Consider the following 21,656-nt stretch of genomic DNA (forward strand, 5'->3'; position numbering starts at 1 on the left):
AAGCCACTTCAAAAAAATGGCAGCCGAGTCCCGAATGGGGTTCAGTTAAGCCCTGCAAGATGAACTGTCATTCCCGCGCAGGCGGGAATCTAGTGTCTTTAAGCTTTTACGTCGCTGGATTCCCGCCTGCGCGGGAACGACAAACTATGAACGTATCCGTTCAACTGAGCGGCATTACTCACGGGCCCCCAACCTATCTTATCGAAACAAAAAACTAGCAATTGAAACAGCACAATACTAAGCGCTTGCAGAACAGCATTAAAGAGGTTCACATCACATGAGATGTCTGAACTCTACTTCTCATTCCTTTCTTCCAACTACTAGAATCGAAGATCTACGTAATCCGATCTTGTGATGGCACAATTTGCCAATTTCAACATCCGCTCGCCGAATTTAGGTTCGTCCTACACCAACAAAGACCACCGCGTTTCAAAACTAGCGCCAGCCAATAATGATTGTGCGCCACATTGCTCGCTGCTGTGCGTCCTGATCAGATTAAAGGCATCGGTACACATACTGACTGGTTCTACACAAAAGTAATTTTCTGCTGGGGGTACATAGATACCCAGAAATCCCAAACCTGCATCGGCTTGCAGACGTATCGGCGGATGTTGTGCATCGAGCTGAATGCTTGCGTCGCGATTCCAGCCTGTGAAATTATTGTCCATGACGTGTTGATCGATACGGACACCACGCGCTAGTTGTTTGAGTAAAGGTGTCGCTTGCAAATGCATAGGCAATACCTCAGCATCGGTCACCCACATAGACCTCAGCTCAGTTTGTAGAGATGTATTTTCCGTCTTAGGGAAATAAGGATGATGACCGATACCCAATGGCATCGCACTCGATGAGCGATTTTGTAAACGCATAGTCACGCACAAACCCTGCTCGCTTAAGTGAAATTTTTGCTCGGCATAGAAAGCCCACGGCCAGCCAAATTGCTGGCGTTGCGCTGACTGCCCATAGGCTAGCGCCAGCACGATGGTATCGGCTGTGTGCGCGATGACTTGCCATGGCACTTGCCAGCCTATGCCATGAATCGCATGCGCGGATGGTGGCAGATTAGCGACCAGACTGATCAATTGATCATCAAAAGAAAAGCTAGCATCGCGGATGCGATTACAGAACGGTAGTAGCGGAAAACTCGCCATTGCTCTGGCGTCGTTTTGAGTAAAAGCAGCAGGTTTCGCGGGGCGCAAAATATCGCGCCGACGGCCATCACGCATTTGAAAAAATTCGGCGATAGAACCGCCGATAGAGGGTGCCACTGTCAGATGCAAATCACCGCTACTAATAGCCAAAACTTCAGACGACAACATACGCTAAGTTTTGCGATCTTAATTACGCTGATCGGCGACCTGGCGTAAAACATCAAGCATGGCTTGCGCACCGGGTGACAGGCGATGTTGCTTGCGTGTGATGATACCGTAGGCATCCATGCGCAAACCCAGATCAAATTTCAGCTCGACCAAGAGACCGGAATCCAGATAATGCTGCACCGATTCAGGCGGTAAAGCGATCACTAAATCACTAGCCAACAATAAGCTAGTGATCACCGGAATCGCGGAAGTTTCTATTGCATCAGAAGGCAAATCAACGCCTTGCGCTAGGAACAATGCCGTTAAACGCTCACGCAAAATACTGCCTGATGGTGGCAAGATCCAGGCCGCTTCGGCCAAGTCAGCTAATTGCAAATCATCGCGTTTTGCTAAGGGATGATCAGGCCGCACGATCAGTCGGTGTGGCTCGTCTTGCAGTGCTTCAAATTTCAATTCGGCGTAGCTATCATTCCCCGAAATCAAACGTCCTATCATCATATCGAGTTCGCCTGAGCGCAGTTGTTGCAGTAACAGCGTACTGGTGTCTACCGCGATGGAGACATTCACTTTGGGATGGTTTTCTTTGAATTTTTTCACGGCGCGCGGTACCAGACTAGTCGATGGGGTAATCACCGTGCCAATCGCAACTTGCCCGCGCAAACCAGAAAATAACTCCATCACTTCTTGATGCGCGGTATTCATTTCTGCCAATGCTGTGCCTGCACGCCGCACCATGATTTCACCATACCAAGTCGGTGAAATGCCGCGTGCTAAACGCTCGAATAATTGCACACCCAAGGCGTATTCAAGTTCTGCTAATAATTTCGACGCCGCAGGTTGCGTCATGTGTGCCGCTTCGGCGGCGCGCAAAATAGAACCATGTCTGCCCAATTCGACCAGCAAAACAAGGTGACGGGTTTTTAGATGGGTGCGGACAAAACGGTCAGCAATCGGGTCTCTCATGGTTTCACCTGTCAATTATTTTACTGATTGTTCGCACGCTTATGTACACTTATTCGTGATAAAGCTGACTGCGTCCACCGTCGATCAAAATATCCGTCGCATTAATAAAGCGCGCTTCGTCGCTGGCTAGAAATAAGGCAGTCTGTGCTACTTCGTCCGGCAAACCTATACGCCCACAAGGCAATAAATCAGCCTGACGTTGCCGCTCTGCTTCTGGATCGGGGCAAGAGGCTAACCAAGCTTGTATGGCTTCGGTCAATATCAGCCCGGGAGAAATCGAGTTCACGCGTATGCCGCGTCTCGCATATTCAATACCCAAAGAGCGGGTCAAACCTATCAAAGCGTGCTTGGCTACTGGATAGGGAAAGCAACCGGGAATAATTTTATGCCCATGCACCGAGGCGATATTCACAATGGAGCCGGCAGCTTGCGCCAGCATCTGCGGTAACACAGCGCGACTGGCATTCCAGACGCCATCCAGATCCACCGCGAAACAGCGTTGCCATTGTTCTTGCGTCATTTCTAAGGGATCAGCAAACACATTCATGCCAGCGTTATTGATCAAAATATCGATCTTGCCAAAGCGCGCAAAAGCTTGTTCTGCCAAGCTTTCCATCGCCTTTCTATCGGCCACATCGGCTTGCACAAACAGACTGTTCTCACTGCCCAGCTCTGCGCTGATTGCCTGTGCCGCCGCATCGTTCAAGTGGCTATTCAAAACCACTTTAGCGCCTTCGCGCACAAAGGCTCTGGCAGTAGCCGCACCTATGCCCAGTGTCGATCCTGTGACAATCGCCACCTTCCCTTCTAGTCTTAAATTAGCCATGACGTCCCCGCGTTCTGAATTGATCAAACATCACCGCTGCCAACAAAATTAGACCGCGCATGAGATATTGGTAAAAGGTGTCGACATCTTTTAAGTTCATCACATTTTCGACTGTGCCCATGATCAAGACGCCGATCAACACCCCGGAAATTTTTGCCTTACCGCCTTGCAGCGAGACACCGCCTAATACGCAAGCGGAGATCACATCGAGCTCAAATCCTTGCGCAGCATTGGGCTGACCACTGGTGATTCTTGACGCCAAAATCAAACCTGCGATGGCAGTGACGACACCTTGTATCAAAAATATCCATACTCTTAATGCGCGTACTTTGACACCGGCTAATTCAGCCGCTTCCGGATTGCCGCCTATCGCCAAAGTGTTACGCCCGAACACGGTGTGATTCAACAGTACGCCAAAAATGAGAAAACAAATCGCCAAGACGATGACAGGCATAGGTAAGCCAGCAATACGCGCATCGCCAAAGCTCATGAAGCTTTCATTCGCGATCCCGACTGCCTGACCGTTCGATACGATAAAGGCCAAGCCGCGCACCATGAGCATAGTCGCTAAAGTCGCGATCAAGGCGTTCACCCGCAAATACGCAATCAAGACACCATTACCAGCGCCGATCAAAGCGCCGGCCAATACCGCAGCGCCTATCGCCAGCGCGACGCTATCACTGCGCTCTAAGACCAATGCGCCCAGTACACCTGCAAAGGCAATGGTCGATCCCACCGACAAATCAAAATCACGCGATGCCAGGCACATCATCATGGTGCAGGCGACCATGCCGATCTGCGAGACCGATAACATCAAGCCGATCAGATTAGTGCCGGAGAAAAAATTTTCTACGGTGAGGGATAAGACCGCGAACAAGATCAGATAAGCGAGTGGCATGCCTTGCTTCGCCAGGATGCTGATGAGGGGATTTTGTCGCCTTATTATTGTGCTTGTTTGTACTGCGCTTACTTGGTTCTGGGATGACATTTTTTCTTACTCCGAAAATTTTTCTTTTACTTTATGTTTTTGACTGACAATTTCAGTTTATTCGTTTTACTTGGCTTGATCTGACTGCTATCGTGAATGAATTTCTTGACAGTGCTGGTTTTAAACTCCCTTCTCCCGCAAGCGGGAGAAGGGTCGGGGATGAGGGCGCATCAGGCTCAAATAGCGATAATTAAAAATCTACGGCTGGTCTCTTGACTACTTTATCGTTAAAACCAGTATGCTGTTTCTGAACTACCCTCACCCCAACCCTCTCCCGCCTGCGGGAGAGGGGGTTTTATCCGCATCTCGATTTGTCCGGTAATACCTAGATCAATTCAGATTTCGTATCATTGTCATTCCAACCAAACTGTTAAGCACCTATTTCTATTCACCATTTCTCAATCAGGCAAAGCCAGTTTCAACACTGCCGCTTCGTTCGCTTCGTCGCGTCTTAACTCACCGCTGATCTGTCCATCGCGCATGACGATGATGCGGTCTGAGATGCCTAGTATTTCTGGTAACTCGCTGGAAATCACAATCACACAACAACCCATTTTTGCTACTTCGTAAATGATGCGATAGATTTCATTTTTTGCGCCTACATCGATGCCGCGTGTAGGTTCATCCAAGATCAATACTTTTAAATCCTCATGCGCCAGCCAGCGTGCCAAGATCACTTTTTGCTGATTGCCGCCGGATAAATTCGCTATCGTCTGTTCACGAGTTGGGGTTTTGATATTGAGTTTTTGTATGAACTTGTCGGCTAATTTTGCTTCTTGCGCATGACGTAAAAATAGTCCGCCAATCAAGTTACCGCGACGGTTGGCGATATTGATATTTTCTGCCACCGATGCTTGCGCCAATATGCCCTGCTCTTTTCTATCTTCAGGGCATAACACGATTCCAGCCGCAATGGCTTTATTCACGCTCATTGGTTGTAGCTCACTGCCATCCAGATAAATGCTCGCACCAGCGCCAGCCGGATCTATGCCATACAGTAAGCGCATCAATTCACTACGACCGGCACCGACCAAGCCGAAGAAGCCCACAATTTCACCCGAACGCACAAAAAAACTTTGCGGCTTTTCACCTGATTTTGCGCCTAAGTTTGTTACCTGCAAACGTGTTGCCCCGACTTGGCGTGGCTGGTAATCATAGATATCGCTAAGCTCACGTCCCACCATATCGCTAATCAAAGTATCTTGCGCGACCTCGGCCATTACGGCATGCGTGGCAACTTTTTTTCCATCTCGAAAAATCGTACAGGCATCGCATAAAGCGTATAACTCTTCTAGCCGGTGTGAGATATAAATGATCGTACGTCCTTGTTCACGCAAGTCACGAATGATACGAAACAAGATCTCCGTTTCGCGATGCGATAGGCTACTGGTCGGCTCATCAAATGCAATGATCTGTGCGTCTTGCATCAGCGCTTTGCAGATCTCAACCATCTGCCTTTGCGCAATCGACAGATTCACTAATAGCTGATCGGGGTCAAGGTCGACTCCCAGCGTTTGCAAACGTTCGCTCACCAATTTGCGCGCGGCAGCTTTGTCGACGAAACCAAAACGGCGCGGCAAACGACCGAGTAAAATATTTTCTGTGACAGTCAATTCCGGCACGTATTGCAGTTCTTGGTGTATCACTGCCACACCTGCGGCAATCGCATCACCGGCGCTGTGAAATGCCTGCGCCTGACCAGCGATGCGCAAACAGCCGTGATCAGGTTTATATTGGCCGCCAAGGATTTTGAGTAGCGTAGATTTACCCGCGCCATTTTCGCCCAATAAGCCGTGCACACGACCAGCTTGTGCGCTAAAGCTGACTTGATTAAGCGCAGTCACTCCGGGGAAAAATTTGGAGACTTGCTCGAATTCTAAATACGCAGACATCGACCATCACACCTTATAAACCAAATTGTTTGCGTACATCTTGCTGATTGCTGCGTGTCATTAAAGTGCCACTCGTCAAGGTCAACGCGGGTGGTTGACGATTAGTGGTGATCCATTGATACATCATCATGCTGGTTTCATAGCCGTGACGCTTAGGGCTGATTAATACGCTGCCGAAAAAACCCGTTTGTTTTGGTTTGGCAAATTCATTTAAGGCGCTCTTACTGCCGCCTATGCCGATAGCCAGCATAGTGTCTTGCGTAAATTTCCGCGCTTCTGCGGCACGTACTGCACCTAATACAGCTTCGTCGTTCATACCGAACATAATCCAATGCTTAAAAGCACTTTGCTTAGTGAGTACGATATTCGCGGCGTTGTAGGCACTTTCGGTATCACTCTTGACCAGATTTGCGTCGATCAGATTGGCGACAGGGAAGCCACCTGCCTTCAAGGCATCGACTGCGCCCATCGTACGTTCACGTGCTGTTGGTAATTGGTCGTAAGCTATACGCATAGCGCCAACTTCGTTTAATTTCCAGCCACGTGTTTTGATTTCTGCCAATAAGCTTTCGCCGACTTGCTTGCCTATCTCGTAAGCCGAAATCCCCATATGCGGAATACTGGCAATCGCTTTACCCTTACCATCTTGCAACTGATCATCGACCGAGAATACTTTCAGTTGATGGCGTTTCGCTGCGCGTTCAATCGCACTACCCAGTTTGACATCGGGCGCGCAGACGATGAATCCTTGCGCTTTTTGTGCGCCCAGATTATCAATTGCAGCCATTAATTTTTCACCGTTCGGCACGCCGATTTTCACCAACGCAAATCCTTTTTCACGCGCTGCTTGTTCGGCATATTTCCATTCATCTTGAAACCAGGGTTCTTCTGCCTGTTTGACTAAGAAACCGATTTTTACCGGATCTGCCGCCTGGACTTGCATACTGAAATGCAATGCCGAGGCTAGCCATAAGATTTTCAAACCATTTAAAAAACGCATCTTCATCTTTCTATCTCCACATTATTTGTTTTTTACTTTTTAGAAAATCACATCACACATCTTCAAATAAGGCATCGGGTACACCCAAAGACTGTTCTAGCTGAATACTAAACAAGGCTCCCGCATCCGGCATGTTTAATAATTCCTGATCGCTCATGTCCTTACGTGAGCTGGTCACCATCAGCACATCCAAATTGTCGCCGCCTATGGCTGGGCAGGTAGGATTTTTTACAGGAACAGTGATGCGCTGCAACTCACGGCCATCCGGTGCATAACGCGCTACTTGTCCAGCGCCCCACTGCGCATTCCATAAACAAGCTTCACTATCAATCACAGAACCGTCCGGATAGGCGTACATCTGCGTTTCAGTAAATAAGCGTATATGACTCACCACAGCGCGCTCGGCATCGTAGTCACATTGCATAATCTGACGCGAGCCAGTGTCAGTGAAATACATGGTTCTTCCATCCAGACTGAAGCAAATACTATTTGCAATCGCAACCCCAGGCAGCGCTAAGCGACGCAAACCATATTGCTGTGAATACTGATAAAAGTGAGCTATAGGCCGCTTATCCTCAGGCTGATCAAAACCACCGAACACATAATTGCCGTGACGATCAATACGACCATCATTAATTCGGGTTCGTACTTCATCAGCCTCCACGGGACTTAGCAATTGACTTAGGCCTCGCTGTACATCAAAACTAAACAAGGCCTTCGCCGTCCCTAAAATCAAACGACCAGAGCGACAAAACACAAAAGACCCAACCCGGTCTGGCATATCAAAACTACGCACATCGGCATCCGTCGAGCTACAAAAGATACGACTCGACTCAATATCGGTCCACCACCAGGCAGATTGCCCGGCATGCCAGAGCAGACACTCACCCAAAATGTCGGATTGAGGAATGCTCAATTGCATAGATCTCTGAATTGGCGATTCAGTCATAGACATGCCTTAATTACTCCTGACGATTCGTTCTGGATGCAATTCATCCATAGCATTACGATAGACTTGAATGAGTGCTTGTGCACGCAGCACTAATTCGGGCAGCGGCATACCTGGGCGATACAAACTGCCTCCGATACCAAAACCACTAGCGCCGGCTTGCAAATATTGACTCATATTGCTGCCGTCTATCCCACCGACAGGAAATACCACTGCTTGCGACGGCAGCACCGCGCGCATCGATTTTAATACCGGAGAACTGATCAACTCAGCCGGATATAGCTTTAAACCATCGGCACCTGCACTTAAAGCGGCAAAAGCCTCGGTAAGCGAGCTAACGCCGGGAATGCAAATCATACCCGCTGCTTTTGCCGCCTGAATAATTTCTCTGTCTGCATGCGGCATAATGACTAGTTTCGCGCCTAGTGCATGCAAGCGAAATACGTCCTCCAGACGAAGCACCGTGCCAGCACCGTGCAAAGCATCGGAGGGCAAGCATTCTCCTAAGATTTTTAAGGAAGTAAATGCAGAGGGTGAGTTTAACGGTATTTCTATGATACGAAATCCTGTTGCATACAAACTGAGGGCAGCATCTCTGACCTCCTGCGGATGTATGCCACGCAAAATGGCAATCAAAGGCAAGCTTTGCATCGCCTCAAGCAAACTTGGAGAGCTCCTCGCAATCGCGGCTTGATTCATGACGCCACCTTTTGTACTTTCTGACGGGTTTGTGTTTCTGCATAGGCACGCTCTATCGCCCACAATCCTATCGGCGCCGTATTCGACAAAATGCTCGCATCATGCACGCCGCAATGTGATAAAGCTTGCGCATAATGCGAACACAAAGTCGGATCACCGACTAAGATTAATGGCGCTTGCTCCAATCCGGCGGCCAGACGCCATCCCAATCCAGCTTGAATTTCGTGACCGATCAACAAGCCGGATAAGTAATCGGTTAAAGACGAACCGGGCATCATTTCCATCAGCCCTAAAGTCCTTACGGCAAATAGCTGATGGCTCAATCCCAGGTACATACCTTGGCGCGCATCTTCTACACCTTGAATGAAAGCGATAGGATCAAGTTCGTTTTGTTGACTCGGCATCAAGCGTCCCAGCACGGAATGCTGACGCAAAATAGCAAATAATTCGCCCGTCATATGCGTCGCTAAAGCGCTAATCTTGGCCTGCTCTATCTGCACCCATTTAGAATGCGTGCCCGGCAAAATAATGCAAGAACGCTGACGTGCCTCAGGACGTAAGGACAGCGCGCCCACAATTTGCGTTTCCTCGCCACGCATCACATCGGGTGCACCTATCGATGGTCGATAAGCCATGCCCGGCACGATCTCAAAGCGCCGTTGATCCACACCTTTCACCGTCATGATTCGGGCGGCAATCGCATTTATGTCCGCCGGACAAGGCACGTACGGCACTTCCAGCCATCCGTGTTTACTACCCACCATGCCACAAGCGAGCACATTAATATCCGGATACTCTTGCAACCAGTCACCCGCCAGTTGCTCCAGACTTTGCTCATAAGCCCAGGCCGACCCATTCATACTCGAGCTGCCCTGAGCACTGGTGCGTGTCGCGAGTACATCACCATCAGTCCCGATTAAGAATACGCGCAAACAAGTGCTACCCCAATCAACACCGATGAGCTGCGGATCTAATTTATCTAGCGCTACCATTCAGCCATACTCCCATCGGCATGACGCCAAATAGGGTTGCGCCAATCACTTGCATTTTTGCTGGCGGCAATCACCCGCGCCTCGTCGATTTCTACCCCTAAACCGGGCTTAGTAAAGGGTTTGATATATCCCTCATCAAGCGCAAAATCCTCGCGATTAACAACATAGTCGAGCAGCTCCGCACCCTGGTTGTAATGAATGCCCATGCTTTGTTCTTGTAGCACAGCGTTATGCGACACAAAATCCACCTGCAAACAAGCGGCCAACGCAATCGGCCCAAGCGGACAATGCGGTGCCAACGCAACATCATAGGCTTCTGCCATAGCTGCAATTTTGACGCACTCGGTAATCCCACCTGCATGAGATAAATCGGGTTGCACGATAGAGAGGCCACCCTGTTCGAAGACACGCTTAAATTCATAGCGAGAATACATGCGCTCACCTGCGGCTAAAGGGATCGATGTGGTCGCGGCCAAACGCGCATAGTATTCGGCGTTTTCTGCCAGCACGGGCTCTTCCACAAACAAAGGTCGATAAGGCTCTAATTCTCGCAACAAAACTTTCGCCATCGGTGCACTTACCCTGCCATGAAAATCGAGTCCAAACTCAACTTCTGTACCGAAGGCAGCACGAATTTCCGCGACCCGGGATACCGCTGCATCGATAGCAATCGAAGTATCAATCATCGCTAATTCTTCTGTGCCATTCATCTTAAAAGTATTAAAACCAAGCTCGCGCAATTGACGCATGCTGGCGATCACGTCGGCTGGTCTATCACCCCCCACCCAACTATAGGTTTTCATTTTGTCGCGCACCAGACCACCCAGTAACTGATACACCGGTACGCCTAAAGCTTTGCCCTTGATATCCCACAAAGCTTGGTCGATACCGGCAATCGCGCTCATTAAAATCGCGCCCCCACGATAAAAACCACCGCGATACATTTCTTGCCACAAATCATTGATACGCGCGGGATCTTTGCCAATCAAATTCGGCGCAAATTCTTGCACCGCGGTCTCCACGGTACGAGCTCGTCCTTCGATGACTGGCTCACCCCAGCCTGTAATCCCAGCATCGGTTTCTATTTTCAACAACATCCAGCGAGGCGGAATGCGATAAGTCGTCAGTTTGGTAATCTGCATAATGCGATAACAGTAAAAGAACAAACTGCAGTGTAGAACCAGTAGCTAGATCATAAATATGAATTATATGATGCCTAATATATTAATTTGGAATAGGTAGAAACAATTTCGCACGCTTGACAACAGTCGGGTGCAGATTTTAAGGCCTGTCAATTACAAAGGAAGTGAGAGGAAACTTAGTTGAAACTCAGTTGAAACTCAGTGAGGGGGAATTAGGATGGCAACGATAGTCAACAATCCTGACTATCGTCGCCTGAAAAAACGGGTTATTTTGGTAGTTTATCAATCGCTTTCATCAAACGATAAACGAACTCTATCTCCTCGTTAAATCCTTTGACGCTGATTCTTTCATCTCTGCCGTGTGCCCTGGAATCATCAAGGTCATCAAACATGGCGTCAATACCGTAGGTCGGCAATCCAGCATTGCGCGTGAATACACTGTCACTTGCGCCTGCTGACATATTGGGCAAAACAATGACCTCTGGCCACATTCCCTTTGCTACGCTCGCAACGGCTTTGAAGATCGCTGGCGAAGGTGGTGATTCTGGTGTCGGTTTCGCCGCAGTGATCACTGAGATCTTAATACTGTCGTCTTGCAAAACTTTGCGCAATTGCGCTTCGACCTGGGCCTGTGATTCGCCAGGTATCACACGGCATTGCACGGTAGCGCGCGCTCTTTGTGGCAAGGCATTCTCGGCATGACCGCCACTGATCTCAGTGGTAGTGCAAGTGGTGCGCAGCATAATATTCGTTTCCACTTCTTGCGACAGACGACGCACCGCTGCGAGATCAGGTTTGCTTGCACTGACGGCCAGCATATCCGCTTTTTTCTGACCACTTTCTAAAGCAGATCGTCCGGCGAAATACAGTTTTACAGTCTCCGTCAGATGTAAGGGAAAACTAAATGCCGATAATTTATGCAAGCCTTTAGCCAGCCTATCAATCGGATTTTGCGCAGTGGGCCGGGAGCTGTGTCCACCTTTATCGGTGACTTCTAAACCGAAGGTCAAAAAAACTTTTTCACTGGTTTGTGCGGTCAAATACAATTTGCGACCATTTTTGATCGCCGCTTCACCCGCATCGGGATTAATTACCAGACCTGCATCAATCAAAGCTCTATGTTCTTTCAATAGCCATGCGACACCATTGGCATTCCCTTCCGCTTCTTCGTCTGCGGTCAGTGCCAGGATAATGTCGCGCTCAGGGATGAAGCCCTCCTTCTTCAAGCGCACCATCGTTGTGACGTAAGCTGCTGCTTGTCCCAGCATATCAATGGTACCGCGACCGTATAACCAGCCATCCTTTTCAGTCAAGGTAAAAGGATCAAAATTCCAATCCTCCCGTTTGGCGTCAACCACATCTAAATGGCCGATATACAAAATTGGTTTTGTAGTTGCATCAGTATTCGATTTTCCGCGCAGACGCACCACCACATTACCCTTAGTCGGATGTTCTTTGGGTGCCAGCACTTGTACATCTTCTCGGCTATAACCCCCCGCAATTAAGCGCTCTGCGATCATTTGTGCTGATCTGGTCGAGCCATTGGCATGCGTCGCTTTGGCGGCGATAAGATCTCGCAATAGGTCACGCGCTTGGGTCGCATTTTCGGGCGGTGCCTGGACAGTCTGCTGACCATGAGCTGTGGCGGCAAGACTTAAACATGTTAAGCCTGTGCTTAAACCAAATGCACAAGCCAACAAGGGTTTGCGCAAAAGCTTTTGATTAAATTTAAATGGAATTTTACTTGGCATTTTTTATCCTTATTTTTTAAGTAGAACTTACGCAAAAATGCGCTGGCTAGGCGTGGGGCCGAAGACAGTGCAATTGCACGGCGAGGCGAACACAACAACGCCAGCGTCTGTTTTGCGTAAGTCCTATTAAGATGTGAAAATCTTTCGAGACACTATCTAATCATGTGAACTCAAAAAAACCTAGCGCTTTCAACGCGAGACACGACAGCAAACAACAATCACTGGCAAAAAGTATTGTTCTCGTTTCCCAACACTTTTTTCATGCATTGAAGTGATTAGAACCAATTCTCTAATTGAAAGAATCTCTGCCTTCTCATAGCAAGAAGCATTTTTTATATGCCTCAAACACTCGGTTTCAGCGTGCTTTTTTGTTGCATCGCAAATTGACCCGAGACGGCGCGATTTTGATAATCGCGAACAGACCAGTTGCCCACTACATTTAAAAAAGACTGGTTTTCCGTCTGCTGTCAGGTACTAGCAAAATTAACTTCGTTTGCCTTCGTTTGCTTTACTTAACCTGAACAGTTTCTTCGTTTTTTCATTCAAGTAGTACTCAATGGGAGTCGCATGATGAAGTTCAAACGTTTGTTATTTTCTTTAGTTTTACTGGCGGCTGGTGCCTTATCGAATATAGCCAGTGCTGACAATTACAGTTTGTGGATCAATGGTCGCACTGGCGGCGGTGTGGTCGGCAACTACAATAGTTTTACCTATTGGGGACCTGCTACCACGGCAGCAGGTGTCAACAAAAAATCGGTTAACTGGGATGGCTACAATAGTATCGCTTCACAAAATGGCAAAATCCGCGACGCCTTGGATTGCTTTTGTACTGGTAATAACTGGTGCTACATCGCTACGCATAGCGCCGGCGATCTGATGCTCGGTTACACGCTCGCCAACTATGGCAGCTCTTCCCGCATGAAGAAAAATGCCTCCGCGAATTCCTCAGGACAGTGTGGCAATAGCGACGGTACTGCACAGACCGGTTGGAATATTAAATGGGTACGTGCCGCCTCTGGCGCGGGTGGCGGATCGGAATTATCCGACGCGGGCTCATGGGCAGTCTCAGAGCCCTTGGTCAAAGATTTGAAAACCACGACTGCACGTGCCATGTACAACCACAACAATACGGCAAATGTCTGGTTCTACATGTATGCGGGAGCAAAAGGCACCGTATATTCAGGCATCTTACCAGGACAAGATGATGAGGCGGTGGCCTATCACAGCAGCGGCGGCGTAGCAGGCTCTGCTGGCAGCTCCCTGTGTAATCCCAGCGATTGGCTATGTAATGATTTGAATATGGGAACAGCGGCCAACGAAGGCGGCTCGGTGAAATGGTCGTTCCACTCGGTAGCCTTCCGAGATAATAATGAAGCTTACAATCACTATGCCAACAGCAACTGGCAGGGCATTATTTCGGTGGTTCGAAGTGCCATGGTTAGTAGTGCACTTTAAGCCAAGGGCAATGTCGCTCTAGTGCGGTCTTAATGATACAGGGAGCACTCATCGAGTTTGAGTGCTCCACTTAGCCTAGCCTCGTTAGGTCGAACTACAACCAGAACTACGGCCCGAACTACAACCCCAACAACATCCATGTCCGCAAAAAGAACAACCAGCAAAACTGAAAATCCAGTCTCGCTTAGCGCTAAGAAAAAGACCTGGCGCACAATGCTAGGGCTGAGCGTCGGGCTATTATTATGCTTAGCAATTTTTACCTGGTTGCAGGGCTCTGCGAACGACAAAGACCTCACTGGCATTCGTACCGGGGCCATTCAGTCAAACCTAAGGAATGCGGATCAAGCCGTGATGACGCCAGTGCTTAATGCGGCAACGCTTCCTAGCCGCGATGCAATTCATAGCAATCTGGTACGCCAATTGGAAGAAGTAGATCACACTTTATGTAGCTATAGTGAGAGCAGCAAATACCCTTTGAGCTCACGACCAATCTCAGAGCATCCTGACCAAATTTACCCCAATCAAGCAGTAAAAGAATCGCATGCCATGCGCAATAAAGATGGTAGCAGCAATGCGGCAATTCAGATTTCGACCAGTCAATCGCGGGTGTATATGGCGGCGCGCGAAGCTGTCAATTTCAGTGTACAAGCGTTCGATAAAGATCAGCAAATGCTACCCGTCTTCGTCAATCGCGCAGTCGCTTCCGGTCTGAATTTCGATAATCATCCAGCGCCCACCAAAATCCCCATGACATTCGCCGACAATGGGCGCGATGGTGACTTACTCGCCAACGATGGCATTGCGGGTGGCACTCTGAGTCCTGGCAGCAATGGCTTCGCGAGTTTTAATGGAACGATACGTACCGAGGTGAATTTCACTGTGAATGGTCAGGTCGGTGTGGTGTATTTTGATGTGATCTATTCACCTGAATTGCCCGCAATCTGGGCGGGTAAGATTCGTGAAGTCTTAGAGAATGGTAGCTTGGTCTTTTATCTACCAATCGAGGTACGACAAGCGGGACGCTATATTGTCAACGCCAGGTTGGATGATGCCAAAGCGACGCCATTTGCACTACTCACCTTTAATGACTTACTGCCACTCGGACGCAATGAAATTCGCCTTAGTGTTGCGGGCAATTTACTACGAGATAAAGAAGCCATTTTTCCTGTGAGCCTACGCGATGTAGATGGCTATTTACTCAAAGAAAATGTTGATCCCGATCGTGCCTTAATAGCACGCATGGAAGGCGTCGCACATGTCAGTAAAAACTATAGTTTAAAAAGTTTTTCAGACGCAGAATGGAATGGAGAAGAGCGCCATCGTCACTTAACAGAATTCGCAAAAGATGTGGCACTGGCCAAAGCCGCATTAGTCGCCTTTGACCCTGATCAGGCGCAACGGCCTTTTCCACAAAGTAGTTGCAGCTTAAAAAGCACGAAGTCTTTAGCAAAACGGTGATTTCTATAGGTATTGCGCACCAAATAAAAGAGACTGTTCGCGAACGAATGCCGTTCCGTTAAGATGGAAATGAAAAACGATTGGCTAAGCAATAGCTCTCTATACAAGCGATATTTCCAAACAAAATTTGTGACTTCACTGAACAGATTTATGGATCTCAAACCATCATTCTTATTTACATTCTATCCACAGCGGTATTTCGGCACTACCGCGAAGCTCAGCTATCCATCCTGATTAATTCGCTGTATCAAAGTCGCCAAGACTTGTTCCGCCTTATCATTGTCGACCTGGCAGGTGCCGGCATTTTCGTGACCGCCACCGCCATATTCCAGCATCAGAGCACCGATATTGGTTTTTGAGCTGCGATTCAATATCGACTTACCGGTGGCAAAAACGGTGTTCTGTTGTTTCAATCCCCACAAGACATGGATAGAGATATTAATCTCTGGATACATGGCATAAATCACAAAACGATTGCCTGCAAAAATCACTTCTTCCTTGCGCAAATCAAGCACGACCAGATTGCCATGCAACTGAGAACAACGTTGAATCTGCTCTTTGCATTTTGCCGTATGTTCTTGATAGATTTCCACCCGCTCTTTCACATCGGGCAGCTCCATAATTTGTTCAATGCGATGATTGCGACAATAATCAATCAAATCCATCATCAGATTGTAATTGGAGATACGAAATTCACGGAAACGCCCTAGCCCCGTCCGTGCATCCATTAAGAAATTTAATAAATCCCATTTTTCGGGGTTTAATACTTCTTCCCGATTGAACTGAGCCGCATCACCTTTATCTACCGCGGCCATCATCTCATCCCAATCCGCAGGAAAAGCAGAGCGCCCACCATAGTGGTCATAAACGACACGCGCTGCAGACGGTGCTTCTGGGTGGATAATATGATTGGTACGCTCGCCAGGATTGCGCAAGGTCTCTGAGTAGTGATGGTCAAATGCCAAATGCACACCATGTACATAGGGTAGATTGGTCGTAATGTCTTTTTCGTTGACCTCGACTTTACCGTCTTGCATGTCTTTGGGATGGACAAACTTGATATCGTCAATCAAGTTCAGATGTTTAAGTAACACCGCACAAACCAGACCATCAAAATCACTACGTGTAATTAAACGATATTTAGATTCTGCTGACATATCACACCTCTATGCAAGAAGGAATTTCTAGTCTAACTCAAAGCCATCAAGATTTCGACAATTATTGCAAAGAAACTGAAACAAAAAAACCATAAAAAAACCTCCATCAATTTCTATGGAGGTTTTTATAATGAAACGCGGCTAGGCCTTGGTTTCAGAGCTTAGGTAAGACCAAATTACGGTGAGCGAAGCGCTTACTTTTTAATAACGAACTTGGGCACGATACACTAATTTGGTACTCCCTTCAGCAGGCACATTGATTTTCCACACGGCGGTATTACTTGCCCCTTTCACATGCGTGTGACTGCTGCTCAACATTTGCCAATCACCCGGCATAGGTTCTTGTACTGTCACGGTAACCGCTTCTTTCTTTGCATTCTTCAAGGTGATTTCATAAGCACTTTCGAAGATATAGACGTACTTAGAAGAGCTTGCCATTTTCTTAAAGTCTGTTTGTTTTTTATCAGCAGTCACATCAAATGCATCGCCTAGTTTAAGTCTTACTTTTTCGTTTTTGGGCGTATGGTCAATATGGTCTTCACCGATAAACTGAGCATTACCATTACTGTCTTTTTTGTAGACACGGATCACCCCTTTCGGCAAAGGCATGCCTAGCTGTGAGCTTTCTTTATTATCAAACTCTATGAAAGCACCTATCTTCATCTTTTGACCGAGATCACCGTAACTGCCTTGATAATAATAATCAGCACCCTTTAATAAGAACTCTTTGCGTGCTGGCACCGCAGACGCATTCAACAATGCGACTTGCTTGGTTTGATTTTCGGCGATCGTGGTGGGTCGATTCAAGGTATATAAGTGGTACTCGAACAAAGACTCTTCTGCCATATCATTCTTCTTCGCCAGCGGTGCTGCCGCCATCGATCTGACAAAGCCACCAGCCGCAACACTTTCTTTGACTTGATTCACATCACCCGCCACCAATTGCAATTTAGCGTTTCGATAACTGGCACCGCTAGTGTTGGTTAAAGTGACCCAGCCTGAAATATCTAATTTATCTTCGGCAGAATTGAGCTCGACTACATAGTCGGCTTTCCAGGCTAAGCCACCGGTCAGATAACTCAACTCAACATCTTGTGGCGCGGTGCTAGTATTATTGAGCGACATCACCAAGGTTGGCCGATCACGTAAATTACTTGGGACATCGTTATAGACGATACGGCCTGGCAGACCGGTTTCTATACGATTGCCTATCTTCAAAACCACGCCATCATTCGCAGCCAGTACCTGAGCGACTTCGGTCGTCTCTATGCCAGTAGCGGGATTGGTGCGTATGATATTGACGCTCTGACCTACGTATTTTTCCAATAACTTCTGCGGCGTAAGTAGATCGAAGTCAAAATTTTGTTCCAACACTGACAAACTACCTGGCGCTGAAATGCTGCGCAGTAAGGCGGTCTCCGGTCGCATTTTGGCACTGACATCACGAAACGCCAAGCTAGACGCACCACGCTTTAAAGTCAGCTTACGAGCGTCTTTGACCAAAGCTAGATTTTCATTATAAATAGTCACTGCGACTTCACGCTGATCAGCAAGGCCGGTGCGTTGTTCGACTTCCTGTGCATACAAGGGGAGGCTGGTAGCTGCACTCAAGGCGAGTAATAAAGAGATACAAGAAGCGGGACGATACATAGAAAATCCTTACTGAGAGTTCACAACAAAGACGGTGCAGGCTAGACCTTCCTATGCCACTACACCACATACATATACAAACGCGGCACCAGGGAAATAAGTAGACGGCTTAATAGCTGCAATACGATTAAAGCGACTAAAGGCGAGAAATCAATATTGCCTATCGGCGCAATAACACGACGTAAAGGCGCCAATAATGGTTGATTCAAAGCCCTGATGACCGGCGCCAATGGCGCATAAGGATTGACGAAACTGAGTATCGCCTCAAATACCAGGAGCGCCATCAAGCCATAAATAATCCATTGCAACAGACGAACCAGCGACAAGAGCAAAATCAAGGCAATATTGAATTGCCCGCTGAATAGGGACTCCAGCATAAAAGACAAACACGACACTAAAAAAGCGGCAATCAAACTCGCCCAGTCCAAGCCAAGAAAGCCCGGCACAATGCGACGTATGGGCTTGACTAGCCAGTCCGTGATTTGAAAAATAGCCTGGCCCAATGAAGCGGGCGGACGAATTCTTAAGGCTTGCATCCAAAACCGGAGTAAAAGAAAACCGGCGAAAATGCCCGCCACGATCTCGATAACGAAGCTAAACATTTCAAACAACATGTACGTATCCTCAAAAAAAAACCCACTGGGTGATTAACACACAGTGGGTATTGTGCCTGAATAAAACCAGGCGTCCAAGTAAGAATATTACGCTGGACGAGTTCCAGTTGGGAAAGGCCAAGCTGCCGTTGGGCTGACAACTGTCTTTGCTTCTGCTGGCGCTGGTACTGCTGCTACAGCGGCAGGTTTAGCTGCAGCTGGTTTAGCTGCGGCTTTCTTTGCTGCTGGTTTCGCTGCTGGTGTTGCTGCGGCCTTTTTAGCGGCTGGCTTAGCCGCCGCTTTTTTTGCTGCTGGCTTCGCTGCTGCTGGCTTCGCTGCTGCAGGTTTAGCTGCCGCTTTTTTTGCTGCTGGCTTAGCTGCTGCTGGTTTAGCTGCGGCTGGTTTAGCTGCTGCTTTTTTCGCTGCTGGCTTAGCTGCAGGTTTAGCTGCCGCTTTTTTTGCTGCTGGCTTAGCAGCTGCTGGTTTAGCTGCTGCTTTTTTCACTGCTGGTTTTGCTGCTGGCTTAGCTGCTGGTTTAGCTGCTGCTTTTTTTGCTGCTGGTTTAGCCGCTGGCTTAGCTGCTGCTTTTTTTGCTGCTGGTTTAGCTGCTGGCTTTGCTGCTGCTTTTTTCGCTGCTGGTTTAGCCGCTGGCTTAGCTGCTGCTTTTTTCGCTGCTGGCTTAGCTGCTGGTTTTGCCGCTGGCTTAGCTGCTGCTTTTTTCACTGCTGGTTTTGCTGCTGGCTTAGCTGCTGCTTTTTTCGCTGCTGGCTTAGCTGCTGGTTTTGCCGCTGGCTTAGCTGCTGCCTTTTTCGCTGCTGGCTTAGCTGCTGGTTTTGCCGCTGGCTTAGCTGCTGCTTTTTTCGCTGCTGGTTTTGCCGCTGGTTTAGCTGCTGCTTTTGCTGCTGGCTTAGCTGCTGGTTTTGCCGCTGCTTTTGCTGCTGGTTTAGCCGCTACTTTTTTCGCCGCAGGTTTCGCTGCTGCTTTCTTTGCCGCCGGTTTCGCCGCAGGCTTAGCTGCTGCTTTCTTGGCTTCTGGTGCTGTTGCCATTTTGTTTCTCCTTCACGTTAGTCGGAAAAAAATCAGATTAAAGTTAAAATCCGCTCGCTTTCTGGTAAGCGGATTATTCATCGGCACAAACATGATTTCTGGTTGCGCTAATGAATTCGGCACCAACCACTTATTAACTCCTACAGGCTAATAAGATGGTCATATGGCTTTGTCGTTTGCCCCTTTTTATTCTTAATAACAGGCAGACCTTAACGATTTATGACAACAGCCAAAACGCTACTTGTATAAAACTAGCGTCGGAATTCTTTACTATTCAATGCTCAATTCAAGACTCACGTGATCAGCGATTCGAAATTCGGCTTACAGAATTTCCAAACACAAAAGCGCAACACCCAGCATCGCCGGGGTCGCGCTATGTCAACTTACCACATCGAATGAGTCTAAAAAGTTCATTCAGTTTTGTGAAGCCTTTCTTGTTCAATTACTTTGGTCGCATTTTACTGTCTTTACGATTTCTTGTCTTGAACACTTTCGACTACAAAAAATTATTCCTACTGATTTATTCCCAATTGAGAGCACCACCTGTTTGATATTCGATGACACGGGTCTCAAAGAAGTTCCGCTCTTTTTTCAGATCGATCATTTCGCTCATCCACGGAAACGGATTTTCTTCTTGTGGGAACAAAACATCGAGACCGATTTGTTGTGCGCGACGATTTGCGATAAACCGTAAATAGCCTTTAAACATGGGCGCATTCAAGCCTAGTACTCCTCGCGGCATTGTATCCTCTGCGTAACGATATTCCAACTCTACCGCACGTAAAAACAACGATTTAATTTCATCGCGAAATGCAGTGGTCCACAAATGTGGATTTTCCATTTTGATGGTGTTGATCAAATCGATTCCGAAATTACAGTGCATCGATTCATCACGCAAGATGTACTGGTATTGTTCTGCGGCGCCCATCATTTTATTTTGACGACCTAGCGCGAGAATTTGTGTGAAGCCGACGTAGAAGAAAAGACCTTCCATCAAGCAGGCAAAAACAATCAGAGAACGCAACAGCGTTTGATCCGCTTCGATAGTCCCTGTCTTGAATTCAGGGTTAGTCAGCACATCGATAAACGGAATCAAAAACTGATCTTTGTCACGAATCGATTCGACTTCGTTATACGCATTGAATATCTCAGCTTCGTCCAAGCCAAGTGACTCAACGATGTACTGGTATGCATGCGTGTGGATCGCTTCTTCAAACGCTTGGCGCAATAAATATTGACGGCACTCAGGTGCAGTGATGTGGCGATAGGTACCGAGCACAATATTATTGGCGGCCAAAGAATCAGCCGTGACGAAGAATCCAAGATTACGCTTTACCAAACGACGCTCATCTTCAGTCAAGCCATTTGGATTTTTCCACAGCTCGATATCGCGCTGCATATTGATCTCTTGCGGCATCCAATGATTCGCACAACCCGCCAGATATTTATCCCAAGCCCATTTGTATTTGAATGGCACTAACTGATTCACATCGGTCTGGCCATTGATAATGCGCTTGTCTGCGGCGTTCACACGACGACCAATTTCTTCAGGTGTCACAAGCTCAGGCTTAGTCACGAGAGCTGGATTCAAAGCCACATCTTGCGTTTGCATGCGCGTTTGATATTGATCAAACGCAGTTTGTGTTTGCGTATTTGCTTGCACAACTGGACGTGGTGCCGGTGCCGCTGGAGCTACTTCATCATCCCATGAAAGCATGTGATTTTCCTTACGATGTACTGTTGATGAGTTGGCGCTTATTTGTTACACATCTAAA

Annotated in this window: 18 protein-coding genes; 2 read left to right on the forward strand and 16 right to left on the reverse strand. The window is 47.8% G+C overall.

Annotation, left to right across the window (positions count from 1 at the left end):
- Positions 1–404 precede the first annotated feature (404 nt).
- From AC1RR2_RS19385 to AC1RR2_RS19435, 11 genes are all read right to left on the reverse strand, one after another.
- Positions 405–1,319 (reverse strand): aldose 1-epimerase, encoded by a 915-nt coding sequence (locus AC1RR2_RS19385; protein ID WP_493223925.1) that lies wholly within the window; start codon positions 1,317–1,319, stop codon positions 405–407.
- Between the two features lie 18 nt (positions 1,320–1,337).
- Complete coding sequence (locus AC1RR2_RS19390) at positions 1,338–2,282, reverse strand: LysR substrate-binding domain-containing protein (protein ID WP_493223926.1); 945 nt, start codon at positions 2,280–2,282, stop codon at positions 1,338–1,340.
- Positions 2,283–2,331: 49 nt separating this feature from the next.
- Positions 2,332–3,108, reverse strand: a complete 777-nt coding sequence (locus AC1RR2_RS19395; RefSeq protein ID WP_493223927.1) for an SDR family oxidoreductase — start codon at positions 3,106–3,108, stop codon at positions 2,332–2,334.
- A complete protein-coding gene (gene araH / locus AC1RR2_RS19400; protein WP_493223961.1) occupies positions 3,101–4,030 on the reverse strand; it encodes an L-arabinose ABC transporter permease AraH in 930 nt (309 codons plus the stop codon). The genes AC1RR2_RS19395 and araH overlap by 8 nt, the downstream gene beginning before the upstream one ends.
- A gap of 464 nt (positions 4,031–4,494) precedes the next feature.
- Positions 4,495–5,988: an L-arabinose ABC transporter ATP-binding protein AraG gene (araG, locus tag AC1RR2_RS19405; protein WP_493223928.1), complete on the reverse strand. Its 1,494-nt coding sequence runs from the start codon at positions 5,986–5,988 to the stop codon at positions 4,495–4,497.
- Positions 5,989–6,001: 13 nt separating this feature from the next.
- Complete coding sequence (locus tag AC1RR2_RS19410) at positions 6,002–6,994, reverse strand: arabinose ABC transporter substrate-binding protein (protein ID WP_493223929.1); 993 nt, start codon at positions 6,992–6,994, stop codon at positions 6,002–6,004.
- A gap of 46 nt (positions 6,995–7,040) precedes the next feature.
- A complete protein-coding gene (locus tag AC1RR2_RS19415) occupies positions 7,041–7,943 on the reverse strand; it encodes an SMP-30/gluconolactonase/LRE family protein (protein ID WP_493223930.1) in 903 nt (300 codons plus the stop codon).
- A 3-nt stretch (positions 7,944–7,946) separates the two neighbouring features.
- Complete coding sequence (locus AC1RR2_RS19420) at positions 7,947–8,636, reverse strand: 2-dehydro-3-deoxy-6-phosphogalactonate aldolase (RefSeq protein WP_493223931.1); 690 nt, start codon at positions 8,634–8,636, stop codon at positions 7,947–7,949.
- Positions 8,633–9,628 carry a 2-dehydro-3-deoxygalactonokinase gene (locus AC1RR2_RS19425; RefSeq protein ID WP_493223932.1) on the reverse strand — a complete coding sequence of 332 codons (996 nt, stop codon included), beginning with the start codon at positions 9,626–9,628 and terminating at the stop codon, positions 8,633–8,635. The genes AC1RR2_RS19420 and AC1RR2_RS19425 overlap by 4 nt, the downstream gene beginning before the upstream one ends.
- A complete protein-coding gene (dgoD, locus tag AC1RR2_RS19430) occupies positions 9,622–10,770 on the reverse strand; it encodes a galactonate dehydratase (protein ID WP_493223933.1) in 1,149 nt (382 codons plus the stop codon). The genes AC1RR2_RS19425 and dgoD overlap by 7 nt, the downstream gene beginning before the upstream one ends.
- A gap of 266 nt (positions 10,771–11,036) precedes the next feature.
- Complete coding sequence (locus tag AC1RR2_RS19435) at positions 11,037–12,521, reverse strand: M20/M25/M40 family metallo-hydrolase (protein ID WP_493223934.1); 1,485 nt, start codon at positions 12,519–12,521, stop codon at positions 11,037–11,039.
- Positions 12,522–13,088: 567 nt separating this feature from the next.
- Between AC1RR2_RS19435 and AC1RR2_RS19440 the strand changes: the two genes are divergently transcribed.
- Positions 13,089–13,976, forward strand: a complete 888-nt coding sequence (locus AC1RR2_RS19440) for a hypothetical protein (protein ID WP_493223935.1) — start codon at positions 13,089–13,091, stop codon at positions 13,974–13,976.
- A gap of 138 nt (positions 13,977–14,114) precedes the next feature.
- Entirely contained in the window at positions 14,115–15,434 is a 1,320-nt protein-coding gene (locus tag AC1RR2_RS19445) for a hypothetical protein (protein ID WP_493223936.1), read from the forward strand.
- A gap of 221 nt (positions 15,435–15,655) precedes the next feature.
- Here AC1RR2_RS19445 and AC1RR2_RS19450 read toward each other — a convergent pair whose 3' ends face one another.
- The 5 genes from AC1RR2_RS19450 to AC1RR2_RS19470 all read right to left on the reverse strand — a co-directional run bounded on the left by AC1RR2_RS19450 (position 15,656) and on the right by AC1RR2_RS19470 (position 21,598).
- Positions 15,656–16,591 carry an exopolyphosphatase gene (locus AC1RR2_RS19450; protein WP_493223937.1) on the reverse strand — a complete coding sequence of 312 codons (936 nt, stop codon included), beginning with the start codon at positions 16,589–16,591 and terminating at the stop codon, positions 15,656–15,658.
- Positions 16,592–16,792: 201 nt separating this feature from the next.
- Positions 16,793–18,241, reverse strand: coding sequence for a DUF4139 domain-containing protein (locus AC1RR2_RS19455; protein ID WP_493223938.1), 1,449 nt, complete (start codon positions 18,239–18,241; stop codon positions 16,793–16,795).
- A 59-nt stretch (positions 18,242–18,300) separates the two neighbouring features.
- The gene (locus tag AC1RR2_RS19460) at positions 18,301–18,855 is read right to left on the reverse strand and encodes a YggT family protein (RefSeq protein WP_493223939.1); all 555 of its coding nucleotides are present in this window, start codon (positions 18,853–18,855) and stop codon (positions 18,301–18,303) included.
- An 87-nt stretch (positions 18,856–18,942) separates the two neighbouring features.
- Positions 18,943–19,881, reverse strand: a complete 939-nt coding sequence (locus tag AC1RR2_RS19465; protein ID WP_493223940.1) for a transcriptional regulator — start codon at positions 19,879–19,881, stop codon at positions 18,943–18,945.
- A gap of 520 nt (positions 19,882–20,401) precedes the next feature.
- On the reverse strand, positions 20,402–21,598 hold the full coding sequence (locus AC1RR2_RS19470) for a ribonucleotide-diphosphate reductase subunit beta (protein ID WP_493223941.1): 1,197 nt from the start codon (positions 21,596–21,598) through the stop codon (positions 20,402–20,404).
- Between the last annotated feature and the right edge of the window lie 58 nt (positions 21,599–21,656).

The organism is Undibacterium sp. GW821-FHT11H02 (assembly GCF_058808015.1).

Bases quoted from the DNA above. Each gene is read 5' to 3' on its own strand.
- AC1RR2_RS19450 (WP_493223937.1), bottom strand. From the start codon at position 16,591: ATGTCAGCAGAATCTAAATATCGTTTAATTACACGTAGTGATTTTGAT.
- AC1RR2_RS19440 (WP_493223935.1), top strand. From the start codon at position 13,089: ATGATGAAGTTCAAACGTTTGTTATTTTCTTTAGTTTTACTGGCGGCT.
- AC1RR2_RS19395 (WP_493223927.1), bottom strand. From the start codon at position 3,108: ATGGCTAATTTAAGACTAGAAGGGAAGGTGGCGATTGTCACAGGATCG.
- AC1RR2_RS19460 (WP_493223939.1), bottom strand. From the start codon at position 18,855: ATGTTGTTTGAAATGTTTAGCTTCGTTATCGAGATCGTGGCGGGCATT.
- AC1RR2_RS19465 (WP_493223940.1), bottom strand. From the start codon at position 19,881: ATGGCAACAGCACCAGAAGCCAAGAAAGCAGCAGCTAAGCCTGCGGCG.
- AC1RR2_RS19455 (WP_493223938.1), bottom strand. From the start codon at position 18,241: ATGTATCGTCCCGCTTCTTGTATCTCTTTATTACTCGCCTTGAGTGCA.
- araG (WP_493223928.1), bottom strand. From the start codon at position 5,988: ATGTCTGCGTATTTAGAATTCGAGCAAGTCTCCAAATTTTTCCCCGGA.
- AC1RR2_RS19410 (WP_493223929.1), bottom strand. From the start codon at position 6,994: ATGAAGATGCGTTTTTTAAATGGTTTGAAAATCTTATGGCTAGCCTCG.
- AC1RR2_RS19415 (WP_493223930.1), bottom strand. From the start codon at position 7,943: ATGTCTATGACTGAATCGCCAATTCAGAGATCTATGCAATTGAGCATT.
- AC1RR2_RS19385 (WP_493223925.1), bottom strand. From the start codon at position 1,319: ATGTTGTCGTCTGAAGTTTTGGCTATTAGTAGCGGTGATTTGCATCTG.
- AC1RR2_RS19425 (WP_493223932.1), bottom strand. From the start codon at position 9,628: ATGGTAGCGCTAGATAAATTAGATCCGCAGCTCATCGGTGTTGATTGG.
- AC1RR2_RS19445 (WP_493223936.1), top strand. From the start codon at position 14,115: ATGTCCGCAAAAAGAACAACCAGCAAAACTGAAAATCCAGTCTCGCTT.
- AC1RR2_RS19390 (WP_493223926.1), bottom strand. From the start codon at position 2,282: ATGAGAGACCCGATTGCTGACCGTTTTGTCCGCACCCATCTAAAAACC.
- AC1RR2_RS19420 (WP_493223931.1), bottom strand. From the start codon at position 8,636: ATGAATCAAGCCGCGATTGCGAGGAGCTCTCCAAGTTTGCTTGAGGCG.
- AC1RR2_RS19435 (WP_493223934.1), bottom strand. From the start codon at position 12,521: ATGCCAAGTAAAATTCCATTTAAATTTAATCAAAAGCTTTTGCGCAAA.
- dgoD (WP_493223933.1), bottom strand. From the start codon at position 10,770: ATGCAGATTACCAAACTGACGACTTATCGCATTCCGCCTCGCTGGATG.
- AC1RR2_RS19470 (WP_493223941.1), bottom strand. From the start codon at position 21,598: ATGCTTTCATGGGATGATGAAGTAGCTCCAGCGGCACCGGCACCACGT.